The organism is Veronia pacifica, assembly GCF_001707825.1.
Lineage (GTDB): Bacteria > Pseudomonadota > Gammaproteobacteria > Enterobacterales > Vibrionaceae > Veronia > Veronia pacifica.
This window is the reverse complement of the sequence record NZ_LYBM01000019.1, coordinates 70,077-90,988: the sequence shown is the minus strand read 5'-3', so window position 1 is coordinate 90,988 and position 20,912 is coordinate 70,077. Positions and strand designations below refer to the sequence as shown.

At 44.3% G+C, this 20,912-nt stretch carries 13 protein-coding genes and 1 pseudogene; 8 read left to right on the top strand and 6 right to left on the bottom strand.

Translation table 11 applies throughout. From position 1 onward, the window contains the following. Positions 1-2,445, top strand: a 2,445-nt coding sequence (locus A8L45_RS11765; protein WP_068902467.1) for a M66 family metalloprotease, incomplete at its 5' end; no start/stop codon positions are given. 73 nt (positions 2,446-2,518) lie between these two features. Next, the gene (locus tag A8L45_RS11760) at positions 2,519-2,884 is read left to right on the top strand and encodes a hypothetical protein (RefSeq protein WP_139122367.1); all 366 of its coding nucleotides are present in this window, start codon (positions 2,519-2,521) and stop codon (positions 2,882-2,884) included. A gap of 454 nt (positions 2,885-3,338) precedes the next feature. Here the strand turns inward: A8L45_RS11760 and A8L45_RS11755 are convergent, their stop codons facing one another. The 6 genes from A8L45_RS11755 to mak all read right to left on the bottom strand — a co-directional run bounded on the left by A8L45_RS11755 (position 3,339) and on the right by mak (position 12,197). Further along, positions 3,339-4,556, bottom strand: coding sequence for a multidrug effflux MFS transporter (locus tag A8L45_RS11755; protein WP_068902462.1), 1,218 nt, complete (start codon positions 4,554-4,556; stop codon positions 3,339-3,341). A 666-nt stretch (positions 4,557-5,222) separates the two neighbouring features. Further along, complete coding sequence (locus A8L45_RS11750) at positions 5,223-5,828, bottom strand: hypothetical protein (protein WP_139122366.1); 606 nt, start codon at positions 5,826-5,828, stop codon at positions 5,223-5,225. Between the two features lie 180 nt (positions 5,829-6,008). Further along, positions 6,009-8,660 (bottom strand): response regulator, encoded by a 2,652-nt coding sequence (locus A8L45_RS11745; protein WP_068902458.1) that lies wholly within the window; start codon positions 8,658-8,660, stop codon positions 6,009-6,011. A gap of 323 nt (positions 8,661-8,983) precedes the next feature. Beyond that, positions 8,984-10,171, bottom strand: a complete 1,188-nt coding sequence (gene metC, locus A8L45_RS11740) for a cystathionine beta-lyase (protein WP_068902454.1) — start codon at positions 10,169-10,171, stop codon at positions 8,984-8,986. 166 nt (positions 10,172-10,337) lie between these two features. Continuing rightward, on the bottom strand, positions 10,338-10,820 hold the full coding sequence (locus A8L45_RS11735; protein WP_068902452.1) for an NfeD family protein: 483 nt from the start codon (positions 10,818-10,820) through the stop codon (positions 10,338-10,340). Between the two features lie 477 nt (positions 10,821-11,297). Further along, complete coding sequence (mak, locus tag A8L45_RS11730; RefSeq protein WP_068902450.1) at positions 11,298-12,197, bottom strand: fructokinase; 900 nt, start codon at positions 12,195-12,197, stop codon at positions 11,298-11,300. 576 nt (positions 12,198-12,773) lie between these two features. Between mak and cspE the strand changes: the two genes are divergently transcribed. The 6 genes and pseudogenes from cspE (at position 12,774) to A8L45_RS11700 (ending at position 20,583) form a co-directional block, all read left to right on the top strand. Further along, positions 12,774-12,983, top strand: coding sequence for a transcription antiterminator/RNA stability regulator CspE (cspE, locus tag A8L45_RS11725; protein ID WP_068902447.1), 210 nt, complete (start codon positions 12,774-12,776; stop codon positions 12,981-12,983). A gap of 423 nt (positions 12,984-13,406) precedes the next feature. Next, positions 13,407-14,630, top strand: coding sequence for a bacteriohemerythrin (locus A8L45_RS23835; protein ID WP_245680707.1), 1,224 nt, complete (start codon positions 13,407-13,409; stop codon positions 14,628-14,630). Positions 14,631-14,827: 197 nt separating this feature from the next. After that, positions 14,828-15,169: a hypothetical protein gene (locus A8L45_RS11715; RefSeq protein WP_068902445.1), complete on the top strand. Its 342-nt coding sequence runs from the start codon at positions 14,828-14,830 to the stop codon at positions 15,167-15,169. Between the two features lie 240 nt (positions 15,170-15,409). Then, positions 15,410-16,096, top strand: a complete 687-nt coding sequence (imuA, locus tag A8L45_RS11710) for a translesion DNA synthesis-associated protein ImuA (protein WP_068902443.1) — start codon at positions 15,410-15,412, stop codon at positions 16,094-16,096. Beyond that, positions 16,093-17,502, top strand: coding sequence for a Y-family DNA polymerase (locus A8L45_RS11705; RefSeq protein WP_068902441.1), 1,410 nt, complete (start codon positions 16,093-16,095; stop codon positions 17,500-17,502). Before imuA ends, A8L45_RS11705 begins: the two co-directional genes overlap by 4 nt. A gap of 32 nt (positions 17,503-17,534) precedes the next feature. After that, a pseudogene (locus tag A8L45_RS11700) lies at positions 17,535-20,583 on the top strand (error-prone DNA polymerase). Positions 20,584-20,912 lie beyond the last annotated feature (329 nt).

Below are 20,912 nucleotides of genomic sequence, written 5' to 3'. Positions count from 1 at the left end.
GGACGTGATGGTGTCGGCAACAACGCTGACAATGACGACGATGGTGATGGGGTTGCTGACGAAGATGACCAGTTTCCATTAGACAAGACGAAAGCTGGCCGTCACACCATTAAACATGAAAGCTATATTGCGTTTAATGAAAACAGCTTTAATGATTTAGACGGAGAACTGAGTGCCTACGTGCTCTTTGCCCAGCATTCCATCATTCCTGCCGGAAACCACATTCAGGGCGACGTTCAACCACACCTAGTCGGGAACCGAAAAACACTCGTTATGGTGAAGCCAGACAAAGTCGCAGGGTCAGGGGACTCGCTGACGATGCAGGTGTTGGACAGAGAGGGTCAGGCGCGTTTATCCATCCCGATGGATTCTCCTCGCTGGCTTCCCCTAATTGCCGGGCAACTGGAAGTGTCTGCAGATTTTGCGTGGAGCGGGAGCATGTCCGATTTTGACCTTCCATCAAGCTTCGACGCGACAGTGCCAGGACAAGCAGCACTGAGTGAACTTGATGAGGCCAAATTTCTGGAAATCTTCGAAACGGCCGATACAGTAAAAGTCTCGACCTACAACGGTGGATGGCGGAGGTCGTTCCACCTGCCGAGCTCCAAGGAGCTGGACGGTAAGAAAATAGTTTTCCAATCATCAGCTGGCTATGATTCAACCATTTTCTATGGCCAATCAAGTGCGCTATTGCGTACCAATACCACAAAGGTTTTTGTCAATTACGCGGGAGTTTGGTTATCTAGCGCGGATGTTGAGCTGACTAAGGTGAAGTATGGTGAAAACTTCTGGTCGGCGTCGATCCCTGCAGAACTTATTAAACCCGGCATGTCTCTTCGTTTCTCCCATGCCGATTCCGACCTGGCTTCAACAACCGGAACGCTCAATGACATTAAAGTGGGTGCGCCAACAGAGGTGTTAATACATACCATTGACGTTGGCATGCTGACAAAAAATCGGGGTGAATTCAGGTTTCAGGATGACGAGGAGCATACCAGACAGTATTTCCACACTATACCAACCAGTCGTTTAGTGGTGTCGATTTATGAGCCGCAGCATTTTAAAGAAATTATGATGGCTGACGGTAGGTTGCTGAAAGATAAAGCGCCAGATAGCGGCGGATGGCATACAGGTTCAATGCGCGAAGTGATAGGAAAAACGCTGATTTCACTTGGCATAAATAACGCAAACTATGGCATTAACGTTTCTGACGTAACGCGGCAGAGGCACCCATACACCGTGGCACAGATGACCGCACACAACACTATCGGTGTATACAAAAATGGACCTGTCGTACACGGCGGCTCTGGTGGATCGGGGATGGTGACACTTGACTACAGTATTGGAAATGAGTGGAGTCATGAGATTGGACATAACTATGACCTCTGGCATTATCCGGGCGGATTTAATGGCTCAGTGCATAGACCCGCTGACCAAGTCAATTCAACGTGGGGCTGGGACAGCGATAACAATATCTTTATGGCAAATTTCCACAAATCTATTGGTGGACAGGCCTGCTATCAGGGACTGTGCCAAGACCCGTTTCTTAGATTTAGATTTGGTGATGATCCAATGGGAGGAGGCTCTCCGCATGTGCCTTCGTTCAATGCTTTCACGCTGCATACGCCTTTTTCCGCCCAGTTCCTTCAGGACTTCCTTGAAGAAAAAGCCGTATTTTCTGAGGCATCATCAACAGGCTTTATGAAGTGGGACAGCGACAGTCAGACCATGCGTGAATGGGAGCATAGGGTGCCAGTTAAAACGTACGCAGTTATCCCTCCGGCTGCCGCAGATGAAGCCTCTGTTGCCCGTAAAATTGCGCGATATGACGGCGTCAGCGTGCACTTTTGGGATGGTAAATGGACTCGACATATTCATATCCCTGCGGCGTCAGCCGAAAATAAAGAAAAAGTCGTTCTGGTTCAGCATTCTGCGGGCTATACCTCCATACTGCATATCAATGGCGGGACCGTTGAACTTAACAAAGGTTTTTCAAAAATATATCAATCAGACGGAAAGACGTGGGCGGAGTTAACCGATGAGCCTGATACAACGAAGCCGCGCAAGCCAATCCGGTTCGGTGTTCCTGTTACTACGCTGGTAGGGTTTTTCGATCCAGACAAGCAGCTTACCAGTTATATTTATCCTGCGTTGCATGGCTCGTATGGCATGGTTTACCCGGAGGATAAATTGTCGACAAGATTGCCCGATGATTGCCACCTTGAAGTGACAACAGCGAGTGGGTTGAAAACGTTTGAACTGGCTCGGTATCGATTGGTTGAAACACAAATGAACCAATTCCAGGTCAACATTGAAACGTCTTCTCAGCCATCAAGAGCAGAGATAATTTGTGGTGGAGAGAGGGTTGCCACGCGACTGTTGAAGATGCCGACAGAAGAGGCAAAAGAAAAGCTCAACACCTACGTGATGCCTAAGCCACAGTAAAAACCCAAAAAATAGCCTGCACCGCGGGCTATTTTCACTCAGAGTAAGGCTGAGCGTAAGGTTACCGGGTCACTTGGGTGGGGCAGTTAAACTGAAGAATAAAAAAGCGAAAACAGTTTTCTTTATTGGGAATTTTTGCGTAAGTAAATTTAAAGGAGGATTCATGCGTTTTATTTATCAAACAACCATCGCGCTACTATTAGCCACGCCCTCAGCAGTCACTTTATCTGATGATTTTATGAAAGACGCGTTGAGTGGTGACCGAATGGTCACCGTATTGGACGTGCACTGTGAGAGTGGTGAGGGCAAAGTCATGGCTGCTGTCATTCAATTCATAGGTGAAGAAAAATATTATGATGAAAAAGGTGAGGCATATGATTCGTTTGAAGAGGCAAGAGAAGCGGCGTGTGAACTGGCTGAGAATATAAAAATATATTAACAATTGCCGACGAAACTCCGAAAGATAAGGCACTTATTGTTCATAAAACGAAAAAAAGATGATGACGTAGATTTATAAAATCATCCCGGTATATGTTTTGTGGCTGTTTATGTCTTTGTCTGTTTTGTTCAGCCTGTCGCGTTCGGCTCGTTGAAAAAACAAAACATACTGATATTGAATATACGGCGATTTATCAAATAGTAAGCGGAACGCTTTCACTGTCGTTGCGTACAACGCCAAACTCTTTTGTCGACATTGTTGGTGACAGGAGTGGTGTTGCAAGATATTACCGGGTGGTATTGGCGAGTGTGAGAGCTGTGGTTAACTGCAAGATAAAAGGCTCTAAGTTTGAAAACGTAGAGCCTTGAGAAGTCGTTTGTTTGATCGTTCAGCCGATTATTTATCCCTTAACTGATCGGCATTAGACCTGAGTCTCTCTTTTACCGCCTAATTATCACGTTTCGGCTTCAACGAAATCAGCCGTCGATTTGCTCCGCTCATGGAGTACAAAGACCACCAATGAAAACGCCATACAAGCAGTCATTACGGTAAATACCGAAGCAAGGGTACCGTCAAAATATTTGCTACTGATATCAACCAGCACTGCCACCAATGCCAATCTGATCGATGTAACTAATGACGAACTGATACCAGTATGCTCTGGACAAGCTTCCATTGAGGCAGAGAAGAAAATACCACCGCATAGACCCGCCCCAACGCCAAAGATAGCCATCAAACCTGTCACCACATAGGCATTTTCCTGCCAAATATCAGGCAGCATATACAGTGCCAAATTAGCGAGTAGAGATATACCAAATCCGACATTTCTCAGCGTTTTTAAGCCTACCCTCTCCATTAACCGACTCGCATTAATGCTTGCCAATACGAATGAGGCAAGAATACCAAATTGGAAAAGAGGGAATACTTCTTTATCAATACCAAAGTGGTTGATGAACACCAGCGACATACTGGAAACAAACACCATATAACTGCCGAATATCATTCCACAAATCAGTGTATTAGCCCAGAAGCTGCCATTTTTTAATACCGTTAAGTAATTACGGGCAACCTGCCCTACCTTTAGTGGCTGACGCTTTTCTTCCGGCAGCGACTCTGGTAAATAAAAATAGCAAATCAGAGCAGTAACCAAACTCAAGACGGCAATAAACAGGAAGTTGTAGTGATAGTTGAACTGGATATTAATCCAACCGCCAAGCATTGGCGCAAAGGCTATCAAACTGACCACTAGAGTACTCAGGTCAGCACACATCTTTGCCGCTTTCTCAGCCTTGAAGAGATCAAAGATGACCGCAGTGCCAATAATAAAGCATGCAGCGCTGCCAAAGCCTTGAATAAACCTCAGGGCAATCAACACCTCAATGTTGGGCGCAATAGTGCAACCAAAACTGGCAAGTACAAACAGAAAATAACCAACATTTAAAACCCTTTTACGGCCAAATGCATCCGAAGCTGGCCCGTAAAATAATGATGCGATACACACGCCAAGAAAGTTAAAGCTCAGAATGCGCTGGACCATTATTTCATCGGTATTAAATGCCGTCATAATGTCTGGAAAAGAAGGCAAGTAAATATCAGTCTCGATAGCCGCTGCCAAAAAGATCATAATCATCAAAAATCGAAAGCCACGCTCTGTGACTGGAGAGTTTTGCATCACATATCCTTTATTTTTATGAGTAACTGAAGTTTCAAATCTTCAGAGTGAACAAGACAACCTATCTGGCTATACCCTAACGTTTGTCGATAGCAATTTTTGAATACCACGCACCGACAAACCTCATAGAAAGGTATGATAGTAAGTGGGTTAGACCAATAATAAGTTGTTTGAATGAAGACACTTACATCAAGCTTCAAAAGATAATGAAACGATGAAGTGTTTTGTCAGCGGGGTGAGTCCAGCTCCAAGAATGCATGAATTATTTGGCATTCCCATTACTTAACCTGACAACTATTAAGCTCTGTGGTTTTTCGATTGAAAAGATGTAAAAGCGAGGCTTTTATAGGACGAGCATTTTACTCGTTTATGTATAGAAAAATCAACAAGCTTATGGGTGTTTTTCTCTGAGAATAGAATATTTTCGAGGGGGGTCTTTTTTCCTCACGTTCAACAAAAATTGCTCGTTCTGGTCAAGACAATCCAGCTCAATATGAAAACACAACATCACAAGTAGTCACTGATACGTGTGCGAATGAAAGCAGCGAGCGAGTCATAATCTTATCGCTCACAATTAAAAGAAAGGCGTTAATTTCTTCTCACCGTCGACAAGGTGAGTCTGATACTGGGTTCAACAGTGCATTCTACGCCGTGTTTATACGAGGATTAACAATCTCCCTCGCTCACTTTTAAATCTGCGACGAACTGCCCGTTACGGTCATAATAGGAATAGCTGAATACAACACCGTTTCGAAGCAACTTTTTGCTTTGTTCTGCGTTACAAACATTATTTAACACAACAGTTTGATACAGGCTGGTGAAACGCGGCACATCAATATCGTCAATCTCATCCTCTATCAGCGTGTGAGTAAGCTGAAGCTCATTAGCCTTGTTGGCAGCGGAGTCAAGTCGCACTTCTTCAGAGATGTTCAAAGGAGTCGTCTGGTTTATCTGATCTGCCGCGAGTTTAACCATCAATGGTATCAACTGCTTTAGGGTGTTTTTCGTCGTGTATCCCTGCGTAAACATACAATAATGTAAATCGTTATAGAGGGTCTGGAATTCGCTGTCTAGCTGACCGTCTTGCCAAAATTCCCGACCGTCCAATTCTTCAATGTAACCATCAACAGATTTATCCCAATGGCAGGTTTTCTGCGCCTGCTCTACCGCATCCATTGCTGCAGGCTCTCCATATACTGTCACCCATGGCGAAGGTTTGGACGCGCAGCCAACAATAACTGCGCAAAATAACGTTAGGCATATATTCTTCAAACAACATCCCTCTGAAACCTTCTGAGCATAAATCAACCCAAAAAATAGGTAATCCAATTCAAATTACGTTTGGAACTATCAGCATCAGTGCAACCTGAAAATCTGATCTCGCCCGCTACGCATTGCTGTCTTCAACGCAACTCGTTAACGCAACTCATTACGGCGCTTTCCTTGTTGAGCTTATTTTGAGCGCTTATTTGTCGGCTTTCTTGGCTGACGTTTTTTTTGCTGGTTGCTGCGCTCAACTTTCTGAACATTTTTACCCGATGGAGTCAGGGACAAGTCATCTTCAAATCCGAGCATATCTACGTAAAAACGATCGTTTTCTGCAGCTTCACGTTTAGCAACGATCCTCTCATTCAAAACACGCAGTTTTTCCATAAATTTGTCTTCTGTTTCCTCTTTACTCGGTATAGCGGAGTCGGTTTGTTGATCTGCGATTGATTTAAGTGCGGCAGTATCACTGTCCAGTCCACTCCCCTCGCTGTTAGCGAGCATGATACTGCTTACCTCAGCGAGTGTTTTCTCAAAAGTGTCCTGCATTCTGTCCAATTGAGTGACGAAATCTTTTCCCGTCATCAGTCGCTGACGGAGCGACTTACTTGACCTCATCAGCGGTTGCATGGAGAGATTACCAGCAAGCCCAACCAAGGTATGACAGTGAGTTGCGGCGTCATCCAGCCGCCCCTCGTTGATTGCATCATTGATCATGTCCTGAGTTTCAACACCAGACTGGAAAAAATCTCCGAGCAACTTAACAAACAATGACTGGTTACCCATCAGGCGGTGGACACCTTTTCGCATATCGACAAACAAGTCTTTCGCGGGTTCTGTTTTATTACCCTCAAGGTTCCTGCGGGCGGCGCTTTTGTCTTCCGTCAAATCGAGATGATCACTTAGCGTCCCCAATAGGGTGTTTACATCAATCGGCTTTCCTACATGCCCATTCATCCCCCACTCAAAGCAACGTTCTTTATCTGCATCATTGTTGTTTGCTGTCACTGCTAATATGGGCAGTGTTTTTGCGTCAACCATGGTCCTGATAATCCGACTTGCTTCATAACCATTCATTACAGGCATTTCCAAATCCATCAATACAGCGTCGTATCTATCTGGGCTATTTTGGACGGCAGTCACGGCTTCCTCACCATTCCCTGCAAAGTCGATCTCAAAGGCATATTCGCTAAGGATCTGATGGATGATTCTCTGATTAATTGGCATATCATCAACCAATAAGATACGGAGACCCGCCCCGTTGATCTCCATGGAGTCAGTCGATAATGCTGCCTTTATGCGAGGATGTTGTGCGGGTAAGTGATTCGCCATGACAGACAGCGCACAGTCGAATATCGAGGATGCTGACAGCGGTTTAATCAACTGAGCGTCTGCAAAATTGAATGGGCAATTTACTTTGCGATTTTGCGTAACAATAATGGGGGGAAAATTGTTTGGATCATCCAGCGATTCCAACCTTTCAATGAGTAACTCGCTATTTTCACCCTGTAAATGTGCATCGAGGAAAATAAGGTCGATATTTGAGGTCTTAGCGCTATCATTGCCGTCCAAATCAAGAAAGGCCAGAACATCGTCATTACTGTCCATACCCACGCAATGAAACGACATGTCTTCCAGCAGTTGCTGGTGAGCGACACGAGAACCCTCATTATCGTTAATCAACAACACCTGTAGACCTGACATATCCACTGAAACGGCACACTCATTACTGTCAATAGAAACGGAGCGTTGCAGTGTGAGATTAAGACTCATGCCTTTACAGCTGTCTTCCTCGATACAAGAAAGCTCACCGCCCATCGTTTGGACCATGTAACTGGTAATGAACATGTTCAATGACTCCGACGGATCGGTCAGTGCAGATCCCACTCTGTTCACTACTTCAAATAGCGTCCCCTCTTCATCATTCAAACAATTTTCCATCATTGAAAAATTCAGTGACACCGAACGCTCATTGATACTTTCAGCATGCACAGAGAGAAACACCGTTTTTTCCCGTGAGCATTTGATTGCTTCAATTAATAAGTTGTAAAGCGTACGGCTGAGCCTTTCAGGGTCGCCGACCAGTGACCGGGGTACTTCAATAGGAATTTGAAATAATAATTCCACCTGATGATCGACCGCTTCCTGTGTTAGCCGTTTGCAGACATTGTCGAGTAACAGATCCAGATCAAACGGTGAGTTACTCAAATATAATTGGTCATTATTAATCTGGACACTGTCGCGCATATTGTTGAGTGATATCTGGAGGCGATTTAGATTCTGCTCAATAGCTTGTATGTAATTGTGCTGATTGGGTGTCAGTGATGACTGGATCAGTTTATGGACGAATGACTGCGTCTCCATGATTGCTGGTGGTGTTTCCTCGGACAATTCTGACAGGGTATGAAAACTGCGACTGATTGCGCTGGTACCACCAGAGGATCCCGAACGGGCGAAAGCATTAACTTTTGCGTACATTTCCTCCGGAAGAATTGGGTACACCATGTAATCGAATGCACCAGCAGCATAAGCCTCTTGCTTGTCTTCGTGAGAGAAGTCGTTGGCAGTAACGATTATCCTCGCGTTACGGCAGGTTTCGTACCGTCTCAGAAGCAAAATATCTCTCATCAGATCTTTATCTTCTTCCAATAAAAAATCGCTTCCGAGAATGAGGATATCGACAGGTAATTGGTTGAGAATAGGCTCCAGCTCTTCTTTCGTTGTCGCTGGACGCAGCCAGAATCCACTGTTCGACAGCACTTGTTGGTGAAAACTAATGTGTGAGAGCTCTGAATCTGCAAGCACGATGACCGGGTCGTTTTTCACCCAATTTCTCATGGTGTGTTCCCTTTTTATCGAAAGTAGCGCACGTAACGTACCGAAATCAAAACAAATATCATGCTTTAAAATTAGTGCCTTTGCGGTCGCTTCGCCAATTACGGCTGTATATTAAACGTGCTGGGCTGATGGTCATTCGCAATGCTGGCGATACGCTGATTCGGAGGGAGCAGGCTTTATTCTGATGACGGGGTTGCAAAAATACGTCTGGCGATTTCACGCGCGTGAATCGTGAGAGGTAAAAAGGAAAGTAACAATAACAATTGAGAGAAGGAGAAGTCTGTGGTGTTGAGGTTAACCACAGACCCTCGTGACAATGCTAGTTAGGCAATGCGATTAAAACCTTGTTCCAGATCTTCGATAAGATCGGTGACATCCTCAAGCCCAATATGCAGTCGAACCAGAGTTCCCTCAAAATCAACAGGGCCAGCGGGCCTGATCGCATTGAGCTCCTCAGGTTGATTGGCAAGAACCAGAGACTCATAGCCTCCCCACGAATACGCCATACTGAAGTGGGTGAAGTTATCCAGATAAGCGCAGTATTCATCATGCGTGAGTCGCTTTTTCAGCACGAATGAAAACAATCCATTACAGCCAAGGAAATCTCTGAGGTAGTGTTCATGACCAGGGCACTCCGGCAAGGCAGGATGGTTCACTCTCTCAACTTCGGGTCGCTCACTGAGCCATTTAGCCACAGCGATACTGTTCTCCTGATGTTGCTTGAGTCGAACGCCGAGAGTACGAAGCCCTCTTGCCGCAACATAAGCCGTGTCTGCATCCACCATCTGACCCATCAGATATGAACGCTCCCTAAGGGTTTCCCAACAACGGGCATTTGCAACGGCAGTCCCTAACATGGCATCTGAGTGGCCCACTATGTATTTGGTGCCTGCCTGTATAGAAATATCGATATCATGTTGCAAGGCAGGGAATAAAATACCAGCCGCCCAGGTGTTATCTATCATGATCACAAGATCTGGCTTTTTAGCCCGTGCTGCTTTGACAATGGCAGGAATGTCAGGCACTTCCATCGTGATTGAACTGGGGGACTCAAGAAAGAGCACCGACGTTGATTCTGTGATTAGGTCAGCCACTTTCTCGCCATCCAATGGTTGGTAGTATGTGGTCGTTACACCGAGATCTCCGAGGATATGCTGGCAAAAGTCCTGAGTGGGTTCATATGCTCCGCCCGTCATCAGAACATTGTCTCCCTGTTTGACAAAAGAGAGGATGGCATTGGATATAGCCGCCGCGCCACAAGGGTAAAGCACACAGCCTGCGCCTCCCTCAAGCTCAACCATTGCATCTTGGAACGAGAAATGCGTCATGGTCCCGCGCCGACCATAAAATAACTCACCGGTGCCTCGCCCAGCTGTTGCCTTTTTTTTCTCTTCGAATGTGTTGAATACAATCGAAGAGGCACGCTGAATTACCCCATTGACAGAGCCATGACAATATTGCTTCCCACGCCCGGCTGAAACCAGAACGGTATCCAGTTTTTCTTTTGACATATTGCCCAATCCTTCAAGCTCTTACTAATCTGAAATGCAGCACCAAGATGACATAAATCACCTTTGGAATACAGCTTGTAAGGATTCAAACGCAGAAAAAACCGCCAGCCATAACCCGTCACACAAAGTTCGTTTTCGTCATGATGTGTTTAATTACGCGCTGTATCTATTTAATGGGTTCAACCGTGAAGCAACCAACGTCGACTCGAGTGACTTTCACCTGAGAGCCTGGAGGAAGAGCGAGTGGACAATGTTTTTGTCCGAGTCGAAGTTTCCAGTTAATACCGGAGTGTTTGACTTCGGCATAGGTATCAGCATCAAGCGCTTTATCCAGCGTAAATGTCAACCCGATAAGATCGCTATGAATATTGTAATTAATTGGACGGCTGGGATGAAAACGACGCAAAGGACGCCATAGCACGAGAGTTAGCGTTAAAGAACTGATTAGGGAGAAGCTGACTACTGCTCCAAACGTTTCGGGCAACAAGCCTCCCCAGATCATTATTCCCGACAAAATGAACGAGATAGCGAGAGCCATAAAAATGACGGTTGAAAAGCTCAACAGCCAGACTTCTATGATGAGGAGTACCATTCCGATGATAACCGCTGACTCAGCAAGGTTGGTCTGTAAATATTCAAAAATCTGCATAATACGTCCCTGTATTTTTTTGAAATAACCTTGAATGTTTAACGACAGATATAAGCTCTGGGATAGTGTCAGATACAACAGAAATGCACGCTGTTATTCGAAATGAAAACAACTCTGGGTAATGCTGAAAATCCAGAATGAGTGAGCTAAATATCAGGTTTAAAAAATTTGTTATTGAATAGACTCTTATACCAGTGGCTGGAAAACGTGATGTGAGCAAGTGATCAACATTTACGTTTGCAATTCGACAATCGCCAAGGTCTATGTCATATGCTGGGACGGAAAGAGTAAATTGAACAGGTCAGTGAGAGGTTAAATTTTCTTTTTATCTAAAATGAAACGGCAGTCGTAAATATGGCATTAATAATATTTGTTTAACCTTGAGCGGTAGTTAATTTTCACCCGGACAAGTGCCTAAGCGATAAATGCTATCCGATAAGATTAAGGGTTAGTGAAATTTTAAACAGTAATTCTCATTTACCAGAGCCAAGCAGCACCGCGGACACCACTTGAATCACCGAACTTGGCTTTTTTTATTGGCGTTTCACATTCATTTCCAAAAACCCATTGGCTGACCTGATGATTCAACCCATCGTAAATGAGTTCAGCTTTAGATATTCCACCACCAAGAACAACAATATCTGGGTCAATAATGTTTACGACACTCGCAATTGCCTTAGCGAGTCTTTGTTGGTAACGCGATACAGAAGCCAATGCTTGCTTATCTCCCTGCTCTGCCAATTGCATAATTGCCTCACCTTTTAATTCTTGACCCGTTATCAAAGTGAAATCTCTCTCAAAACCCGTCCCAGATATAAACGTTTCAATACAGCCTCGTTTACCACAGTAGCAAGGGAATGCGTCGGCATGTTTGATGTCTCCTTCATTTTGCCAGGGCAAGGGGTTATGTCCCCATTCCCCTGAAACAAGGTTAAGCCCGGGATGAATATAATTATTCAGCACAATACCACCTCCGCAACCTGTCCCTAAGATCACGCCAAAGACCATAGGTAGTCCCATTGCAGAGCCATCAACGGATTCAGATACTGTAAAGCAGTTGGCATCGTTGGCGATGCGGACTGGACGGCCTATCAGCCTCTCGAGGTCTTTATCCATTGGCTTTCCAATCAGCCAAACAGAATTAGCATTTTTGACTAAACCCGTCTTAGGAGACAACACACCAGGTATACCAATACCCACGGTACATGTTGCAGATACAGATTTTTCCGCCTCATCAATTAAGGCCGAAATAACATTCAGAGTCGCTAGATAGTCGCCTTTTGGGGTAGGTACTCTTTTTCTGTATATGTCCTCGCCGCTATCATCAAGAACAACTATTTCAATTTTCGTACCGCCTAAATCAATTCCAATTTTCATAACCACCCTGTTTATATCTAGTGTCTTAAAAAAGCGGCTAGCGATAGTAAATACCTAAGTGATTATTTAAAACCGCTGTTTAATTTATGGCTATATTATCGACACCAAGGACTCATGACCAACTTCACAAAAATATGTGAGGTAACGAAAAGTGTTAAATTTACACGACAAACATATGCTATTGGATACGACGTTCTTATGAATTTTCACTTATTTAGCATCACAGGCATAAAAAGCGGGATATAACTCACTTTCTTTTTTGTCAAACCCGTCTATTTTTACTGTGTGAGTAAATTTATCTTAGAGTCCAAGATTCGACGGTATTTTTACATCACGATTAATGACATGGACGAGCAGTTTTTGCGAGACAAAAGGCAAATCCGTGGTAACATCGCTAGGCCTGTTTAATAGAGCAATTTATGCAGCAATTGAATATATACACTTCGTTACACCCTACCTTAGACCTCAAGTTAGTTGTCCTGAAGATATTCGCTACATTTGCCAACATAAGTGATTCATTATTCTGGCTAAACGCGCGTGCGCAAAGAATATATAGTTATTGATTCAGGAGACAACATGTCTAAATCTACTGGTACCGTTAAGTGGTTCAACGAAGAGAAAGGTTTTGGTTTTATTCAACAAGAAAATGGACCTGACGTTTTCGTTCACTTCCGTGCGATCACTGGCGAAGGCTTCAAAACTCTGGCTGAAGGCCAAAAAGTACAATTTGAAGTTGAGCAGGGTCAGAAAGGTCCACAAGCGGCAAACGTAGAAAAGCTACAATAAAGCTATTTCGCAAAATTGCTGACACATTTTAAAGGACGCTTTTGCGTCCTTTTTCCGTTATGGCGCCTATTTTGGTATGTCTTAAGATACAATGAATTTCCCTCTCCTATGTTTATGCCGTCAACAAAAACACTATTTTTATCAGGCTTACCAACGATAGATAAATTTACTTACACGACGGTGGGAATCTGTCTCGAATACTTTGCTTATTGGTTTATCGGGTAGTATGCCAAAAAATTAATTTCTCCCATATGAAATTAATGGCTTATTTTTTGCTTTGATATTTATGAGTAACAAGTCAACAAGCAACTGTGGTTTACTTCAGCCCGCCTATTTTTTGCGGTCAAAACCGTGATCAATGGTTGAAAAAAAGGCGAGGTAAGCTATTTGTTAATAAAGGGAAACTTCGGGAGCGAAGCCATAATGCTTGAGCGCTGTTTAATTGTCGATGATAACGAAATGATAAGAGACACCATAGCAGTTATGGCGACTTCGCTTGGTTTTCAAGAGTCTATCACGGCAACCGATGGCGCTGATGCCATGTCTAAGCTCTTCCATCGCAGCCCAAGCCTTGTTGTGACCGATCTGCAAATGGAACCCATTGACGGACTTGAAATGCTTCGCCTTATCAGAAGCGGCAGGTATGGCCTCAGGCACGATGTTCCTATTATTGTGCTCACCGCAAATGCATCTGAGCAAATCATTGCAGAGTGCATCTCGTTTGATGTAGACGCATTTCTTGTCAAGCCAGTGAGCAAGCAATCGCTTCAAGATCGAATAAATCAACTGTCGAGACAAGCAAAAAATAAGCGTGAGGCAGGGTATTACTTTTCGATGTATCAAACCCAGCCTATAAGAACGAACGGCTTTCAAACCAACGGTAACATTGCGTTTACTGAAGACATGAATCAGTTCGCTAATCAGGGAATGCCTCAACAAGGCATGCCACAGCAAGGTATGCCGCAGCAGCAGGGAATGCCTCAGCAAGGCATGCCACAGCAGCAGGGAATGCCACAGCAAGGTATGCAACAGCAGCAGGGAATGCCTCAACAAGGTATGCAGCAGCAGGGAATGCCTCAACAAGGTATGCCACAGCAACAGGGAATGCCTCAACAAGGCATGCCTCAGCAGCAGGGGATGCCTCAACAAGGCATGCCACAGCAGCAGGGGATGCCTCAACAAGGCATGCCACAGCAGCCTGAACCTCAGGCGCCTCCTGCAATGGAGATTGATGAAGGAAAGCAGTTTATACGCTGGCAAGATAGATTTTCTGTTGGACACGACAGACTTGACGACAGCAATAAAATGCTACTCGGGATCATCAACGAGACCTACCTATTGGTGTGTACCAATGAGCCCAAACGCCCACAATATCAGGAACTGGCCAAACGGTTTAATGACTATGTAAGTAGTCATATCACCATGGAAGAGGATATCTTGGAGGAAACGAACTATCCAAGATTTAAGATTCACTCTGAAATACACAAAAGGCTCATCAAACAAGCCAATCAAGTGTTAATGAAATGTCAGGCAGACCCAAGCTGTTACCCAACAGACTTCTTCAAATTCCTGCGATACTGGTGGGTTAAGCACGTTGTTCAAGAAGACACTAAATACAAAGAGTTTCTCGAATCAACAACGGCTTAATCTATAATTGAAGACCTTAAAGGTCTGAAAATCAAGACAACAAATAAATTCAAACATCTGTTTTATACCAAGAATGCTAAGTGAACCTCACATTTTCGCATTTGCTATGGGAAGCTATTGCATATTGCTCTAACGTTGTAGGTGTTAGAACTAAAAATACAAAATAAACAATAAATAATTTTTATAGAGAGTTTGCTATGCCATCTGTAATTGACTTCCCCAGCCGTTATCGGCAAACAGAGAGCGAGGATGATGAGATCACGGAGATGATTCGTGAAGAACTCAATCATCTGAGTTCAAATCAGTTTATGATTGAAACTATCCTGAGCAGAATGAAACCTTTCATTGAGACACTAGATTACGACCTTGAGTTGGACATAGAAGCCGATGATGAGGAAATGGATAGCATCACTGCTGCAATTCCTCACATTCAGTCATTACAAAGTAGATTTGATGAAGTCATCACTGCTGTGATCTCAGAGCGCATTTTGCATGAGATCCATCGCTTTCATATTGAGCGAGCCAACAAAGTAACTTAATACATTACTCAACCCAGCTTAAAAAGAGCCACATTCTGTGGCTCTTTTTTTATCATTTTAACAACCACTTACGTTAAGTGCTCCTCCTTGTGACGATTTGATCACAGAGGCCTGATTGCAATATTCCCCCGCCCTTTTTGTGGCCAATGAGACTACCATCAACTGAAAGCATTGTTACAAACTTGAAACCTCTTCCACCAGCCCCTACAATACTGTATAAATAAACAGTATTATTTGATTATGCTTAAATTAGTCAGCTCAATACACCCTGCTGTCTGGAAAGGGAGCAGCTTACAAGAGACACCCCGGAGGTTCGTATCAACAGGTATTGACCAACTTGATCAGTATCTGGAAGGAGGTTGGCCTGAATACGGTGCCGTTGAGTGCTGTGTGCCTTTTTTTGGTTTTGGAGAGTTGTCACTTCTGTTGCCCGCCCTGAAAAATGCTCAGAAGAAAGATCACATATCTTTACTGGTCGCGGCCCCTGGCGATCTTCATCCTCTTTGCCTCCACAGAGCAGGACTGGATTTAAGCAAGACTGTATGCATCCAATCAGAGAAAAAAATGAACCTCTGGGCGCTTGAGCAAGCGTTAAAAAGTGGCAGCTGCCAAGCCGCTGTTTATTGGAATCAGGGGCTTTCTTTTAAGCAGGCAAGGAGGCTACAAATTGCCGCATCCGAAAATAATTGTCAGCTATTTCTCATCAGTCTTAACGATGGTTCTCATTCTCTTCCCCTTCCTTTTCGGGCGAGATTATCCCCCGTTGATAACAAAATAAGGTTCGAGGTATTCAAACGACGTGGCAGCCCCTTGCCTCCCGTTTTTATCGAAAGCTCGCGACTGAGGAATAGGCTGGAACAACACCATGATCTGTTCATTAATAGGTATCTAGCCATAAAACCTAATAATGTCTTCAGGTTAAGATGATGATCTGGCTTTATTTACATTTTCCCCAGTTGCTTCTTGATACTCTCTCTTCAGATAACGTCGTTACGGGCCCATTAGCTATATTGACCCCAACCGATAGACTTGTCTGTCAGGCAAACCAAAAAGCCAGAGACACTGGCGTTTTACCGGGTACCGGTCTCGCCACCGCTTCCGCACTCTGTCGCTCACTTACCATATTTGATTATGTGCCTTCCAAAGAAACAAAGAGATTGCATGCGCTGGCGTCAACCCTCTACAACCTGACATCAGATATCCACCTTCACCCACCAAATGGCCTTATTTGTAAAGTTTCCCCAATGCTATTGTTATACGGTTCTGTCGAGCATTATTTAGACAATATTCTTGAACACCTGAAAAGCCAGAATGTAAACGTCAATTACTGCATATCTCACTATCCAGAAACGACCAAATACCTCGCACAAGCGGGAGAAAATTCAATAATCGATGACCCAGCAATCTCTTTATCCCGGTTAAAAACATTAAGCATCAGGCAGATTGGACTGAGTAACAGCCAATTATCAAAGCTTGAAAAAATGGGAGTGAACACGGTAAAGAAGATACTGGAACTTCCTCTAAAAGCTCTTGGCCAGAGGCTTGGTCAAGAGCTGACAAATACGCTTAGAGCCCTATCCAGTAAATCACTCACTACAGGTAATCTTTTTATCCCGCCGGAAAATTTTATTCGTAATGTGGAGTTACTGTATGAGATCGATAACTCTCAGGCTTTACTTTTCCCCATCAAGCGGGTTTTGAACGAGCTTAATGCCTTTCTGAAACTAAGGGATGTATTCGCGTCCTCAGTATTAATCAAATTGGAAAGTGCAGAATCCACGGAGACCAATGTTTACCTCACTTCTGCAACCCCTTGTCAGAAGGCTGAGTTGTGGTGGCACTTGGCACAGATTAAATGCGACCAAATCAAAATCGACTCGCCCATCAGAAAAATCACACTAGTCGCTGACACACTCACCCCTGCACAACATGTAAATTTAGATCTGTTTGACCCTGTTGAAACAAAACAAGACCCTCGCGAGCTTGTGAGTTTACTTCAGGCCAAGCTTGGAGACGAAGCTGTCTTTAGTCTGTCCTTTGATGCCCAACACAAACCCGAGGATACTGTTGTTAAAACACCTCCTCTGCAGTCATTTAATCCTCTTCCTGAAAATGAGTCCCTTATGTTTCGACCCGTGATCATGCATGAAACGCCTTATCCTCTCGACTGTAAACCCAACATCATCGGAGAACCTGAACGAATTTGCCACGGGTGGTGGCAACATGAACATGTTGAACGGGATTACTATGTCGCTCTTAAGCCAAATGGTCAGATTCTCTGGGTTTTCAAAGATAACAACGGCCAATGGTTCCAGCATGGGCTGTTTTCATGATGCAACGAGATGTGACAGCCCTTTCTGAGCAAATGAAATACGCTGAATTACACTGTAAATCGAATTTTAGCTTCCTCACTGGTGCCTCCCACCCCGAAGAGCTTATTTCACAAGCAGAGGAATTGGGCTTCTGTTCACTGGCCCTGACAGATGAATGCTCTTTAGCGGGTATCATCAAAGCGCATACTGAAATAAAAGAAAAACAACTCAACATCAAACTCATTGTGGGCAGCGAGTTTTCCCTTGGTAACCAAAAATTCACCTTACTATGTCCAGACAGACAGGCCTATGCAGAGTTATCAGCATTGATAACCAAAACAAGAATGCGCGCCCCCAAAGGTGAATATCGGCTAGAGCCTGAAGACCTCCGCGACATAAGACGTTGCTTTTGTATTTGGTATCCTGCGAGAACAAAAATTATTGAGAACAGGCCTTTTGCGAATTTCCTTGGCAACATTTTCCACCAGCGCCTTTGGCTGGGAGCCGAACGGCTCTTACTTCCGGCTGAACAAGGTTACATTGACCACATAGAGCAACTGTCCGCAACACTTAACCGCCCTATCGTGTGTTCTAACGATGTCCATTTCCACGATAAACAGCGAAAGCCTGTTCAAGATATTCTTACGGCAATCCGGCTCAGTAAAAAGCTCGAAGAGTGTGGCGTTTTGCTCCATCAAAACAGTGAGCAATGCTTAAAAGCTAAATCAACGCTTGCCAGACTTTATCCTGAACACTGGATAAAAGAGACAATTGCTATTTCAAAACGATGCAGTTTCAACCTCAACACGCTGAAATATGAGTATCCACAAGAGTTGGTTCCCGAAGGTCTCACCGCCAGCGAATATCTCAGAGAATTGGTAGAAAAAGGCAAAAAAATCAGGTTCCCCAACGGCATCAGCACTGAAGTTGAACGCACCATCGAGAAAGAGCTCTTACTGATAAAAGAACAAGAGTATGAATTTTTCTTCATCACTATCTATGACATTGTCCAGTATGCAAAGTCACAAGATATTCTCTATCAAGGAAGGGGATCAGCCGCCAATTCAGTCGTTTGCTTTTGCCTTGAAATATCCGCAGTGAATCCAGATAAAATCAACGTGCTTTTTGAGCGATTTATTTCGAAAGAACGGAATGAACCACCAGATATAGATGTTGATTTTGAACACCAGCGCAGAGAGGAGATCTTTCAGTACATTTACCGTAAATATGGCCGTGAGCGCGCCGCCATAGCCGCTACGGTTATTTGCTACAGGTTCAAAAGCGCATTTCGGGATGTCGCAAGAGCGCTGGGCATTGGTGAACTTCATATCGATCACTATATAAAAAACCTTAATCACAGAGATAAAGGCCTAGACAAACGAGAGCAATTGGAAACACTGGGCATGGATATCCACTCTCCAATCAGTAAGCTGCTATTTCAATTGGTCGACCAAATTCAAGGGTTTCCTCGCCATCTGAGCCAACATGTAGGAGGGTTTGTAATATCTTCCGGCCGTGCATCAATTAGTGCCGATTGAGAATGCGGCAATGCCAAACCGAAGCGTCATCCAGTGGGACAAAGATGATCTTGAATCATTGGGCCTACTAAAAGTCGATATATTGTCGCTCGGTATGCTCACCGCGATCCGCAAATCACTGTCGTATATTGAACAGCTGGAGGGGAAAACCTTATCTATTGCCAGTATTGCTGGAGCGGGTGATGATGAGAAAGTCTACAAACGCCTTCAGAAAGGGGACTCCGTTGGGGTATTTCAAATTGAGTCCCGGGCTCAGATGAATATGCTCCCCAGAATGAGGCCTGAATCTTATTACGATCTTGTTGTACAGATAGCAATTGTCCGGCCGGGTCCTATTCAGGGAGATATGGTTCACCCTTATCTGAGAAGGCGGTGGGGGCAAGAAATCGTGCGCTACCCGTCACCTGAAGTCGAAAAAGTCCTTTCCCGCACATTCGGTGTCCCCATATTTCAAGAACAAGTGATTCAATTGGCTATGGTCGCCGCAGGTTTCACCGGAGGCGAAGCGGATCAACTCAGACGAGCAATGGCGGCCTGGAAACGGAGTGGAAAGCTGACAAAATTTAAAAATAAGCTTGTCGAGGGAATGACTGCCCGAGGATACAGCACAGATTTTGCTGACCGCCTCTTCAGGCAGATTCAGGGGTTTGGCGAATATGGTTTCCCCGAGTCTCACAGTGCCTCTTTCGCCATCCTTGCTTACGTGTCAGCGTGGATTAAAACCTATCATCCTGCTGCATTTTATTGTGGTTTACTTAACAGCCAGCCCATGGGTTTTTATTCCGCCTCCCAGCTTGTTCAGGACGCCAGCAAGCATGGTGTCATTTGTCTTCCTGTGTGTATAAACAAAAGTGAATGGCAACATAAATGTGTCCTCGAGAAGGGTAAAGCAGCAATCAGGCTGGGTTTCAGGATTGTTAAGGGCTTACAGATAGAAAAGATAGAAAAACTCATCATGCATCGTCCCCTGTCTGGGTATGGAAGTGTCGCTGAGTTAAAGACCATAATCAGTAATCAGCAACTTGAAACCCTGGCAAGTGCAAACGTATTTCAGGTATTCAATACCGATAGATACAATGCAAGGTGGCATATTCTTGATGAATGCTCATCTCTGCCCGTTCATGAAAAAACGCCATATTATCAAGACGAGGATAGTATCAGGCTGCCATCACCCACTGAGGGCGAGAATACATTAGAAGACTTTGCTTCAATGGGACTGACACTGGGCCAACACCCAATCGCTCTTTTGGACAAGGCACAGAAGCTCGGTAAACATTGTTTAGCCAAAGATTTGCATAAAGTCAGGCACGGCAGTGTTGTTACTGTTGCAGGCTTGGTGACGTGTCGACAGAGACCGGGAACGGCATCAGGTGTCACCTTCATTACACTGGAAGATCAAAGCGGAAGTATTAATTTAGTGGTTTGGCAATCGACCGCAAGAGCACAAAATACTCCTTTTATTTCTGCCAAGTTGCTTAAGGTAAGAGGTATTCTGGAAAGGCATGGAGATGTGATTCATGTGATTGCAGGAAGATTAACTGATATGACATGGCTTGAGTTCTGACACCTTTCACTTTTGGATAAATTTAAATTCTGAGTATTAACGGAACAATACCCCTGGTACATCGGTACTCGGTGCCCTCCGTACCGCTTTATTTTTTCGGTTAACAGATAATTTCCCATATTTACTACGGCTCCGACGTTATAAAAGAAGATATCTAAAGCACAACAATGGTCAGAAAATTCGCTCTCTTGGTGGTTCACTCAATTACTGGTCATATCTGGTCAAACAAGGCATTTTAATATCTGAAAGCATATGGCTAAAAAATAAATAAACTTAGTGTTTTATCAATTCCAGCCCCTTGTTAATGATTATCCGCTACATCGAACCTC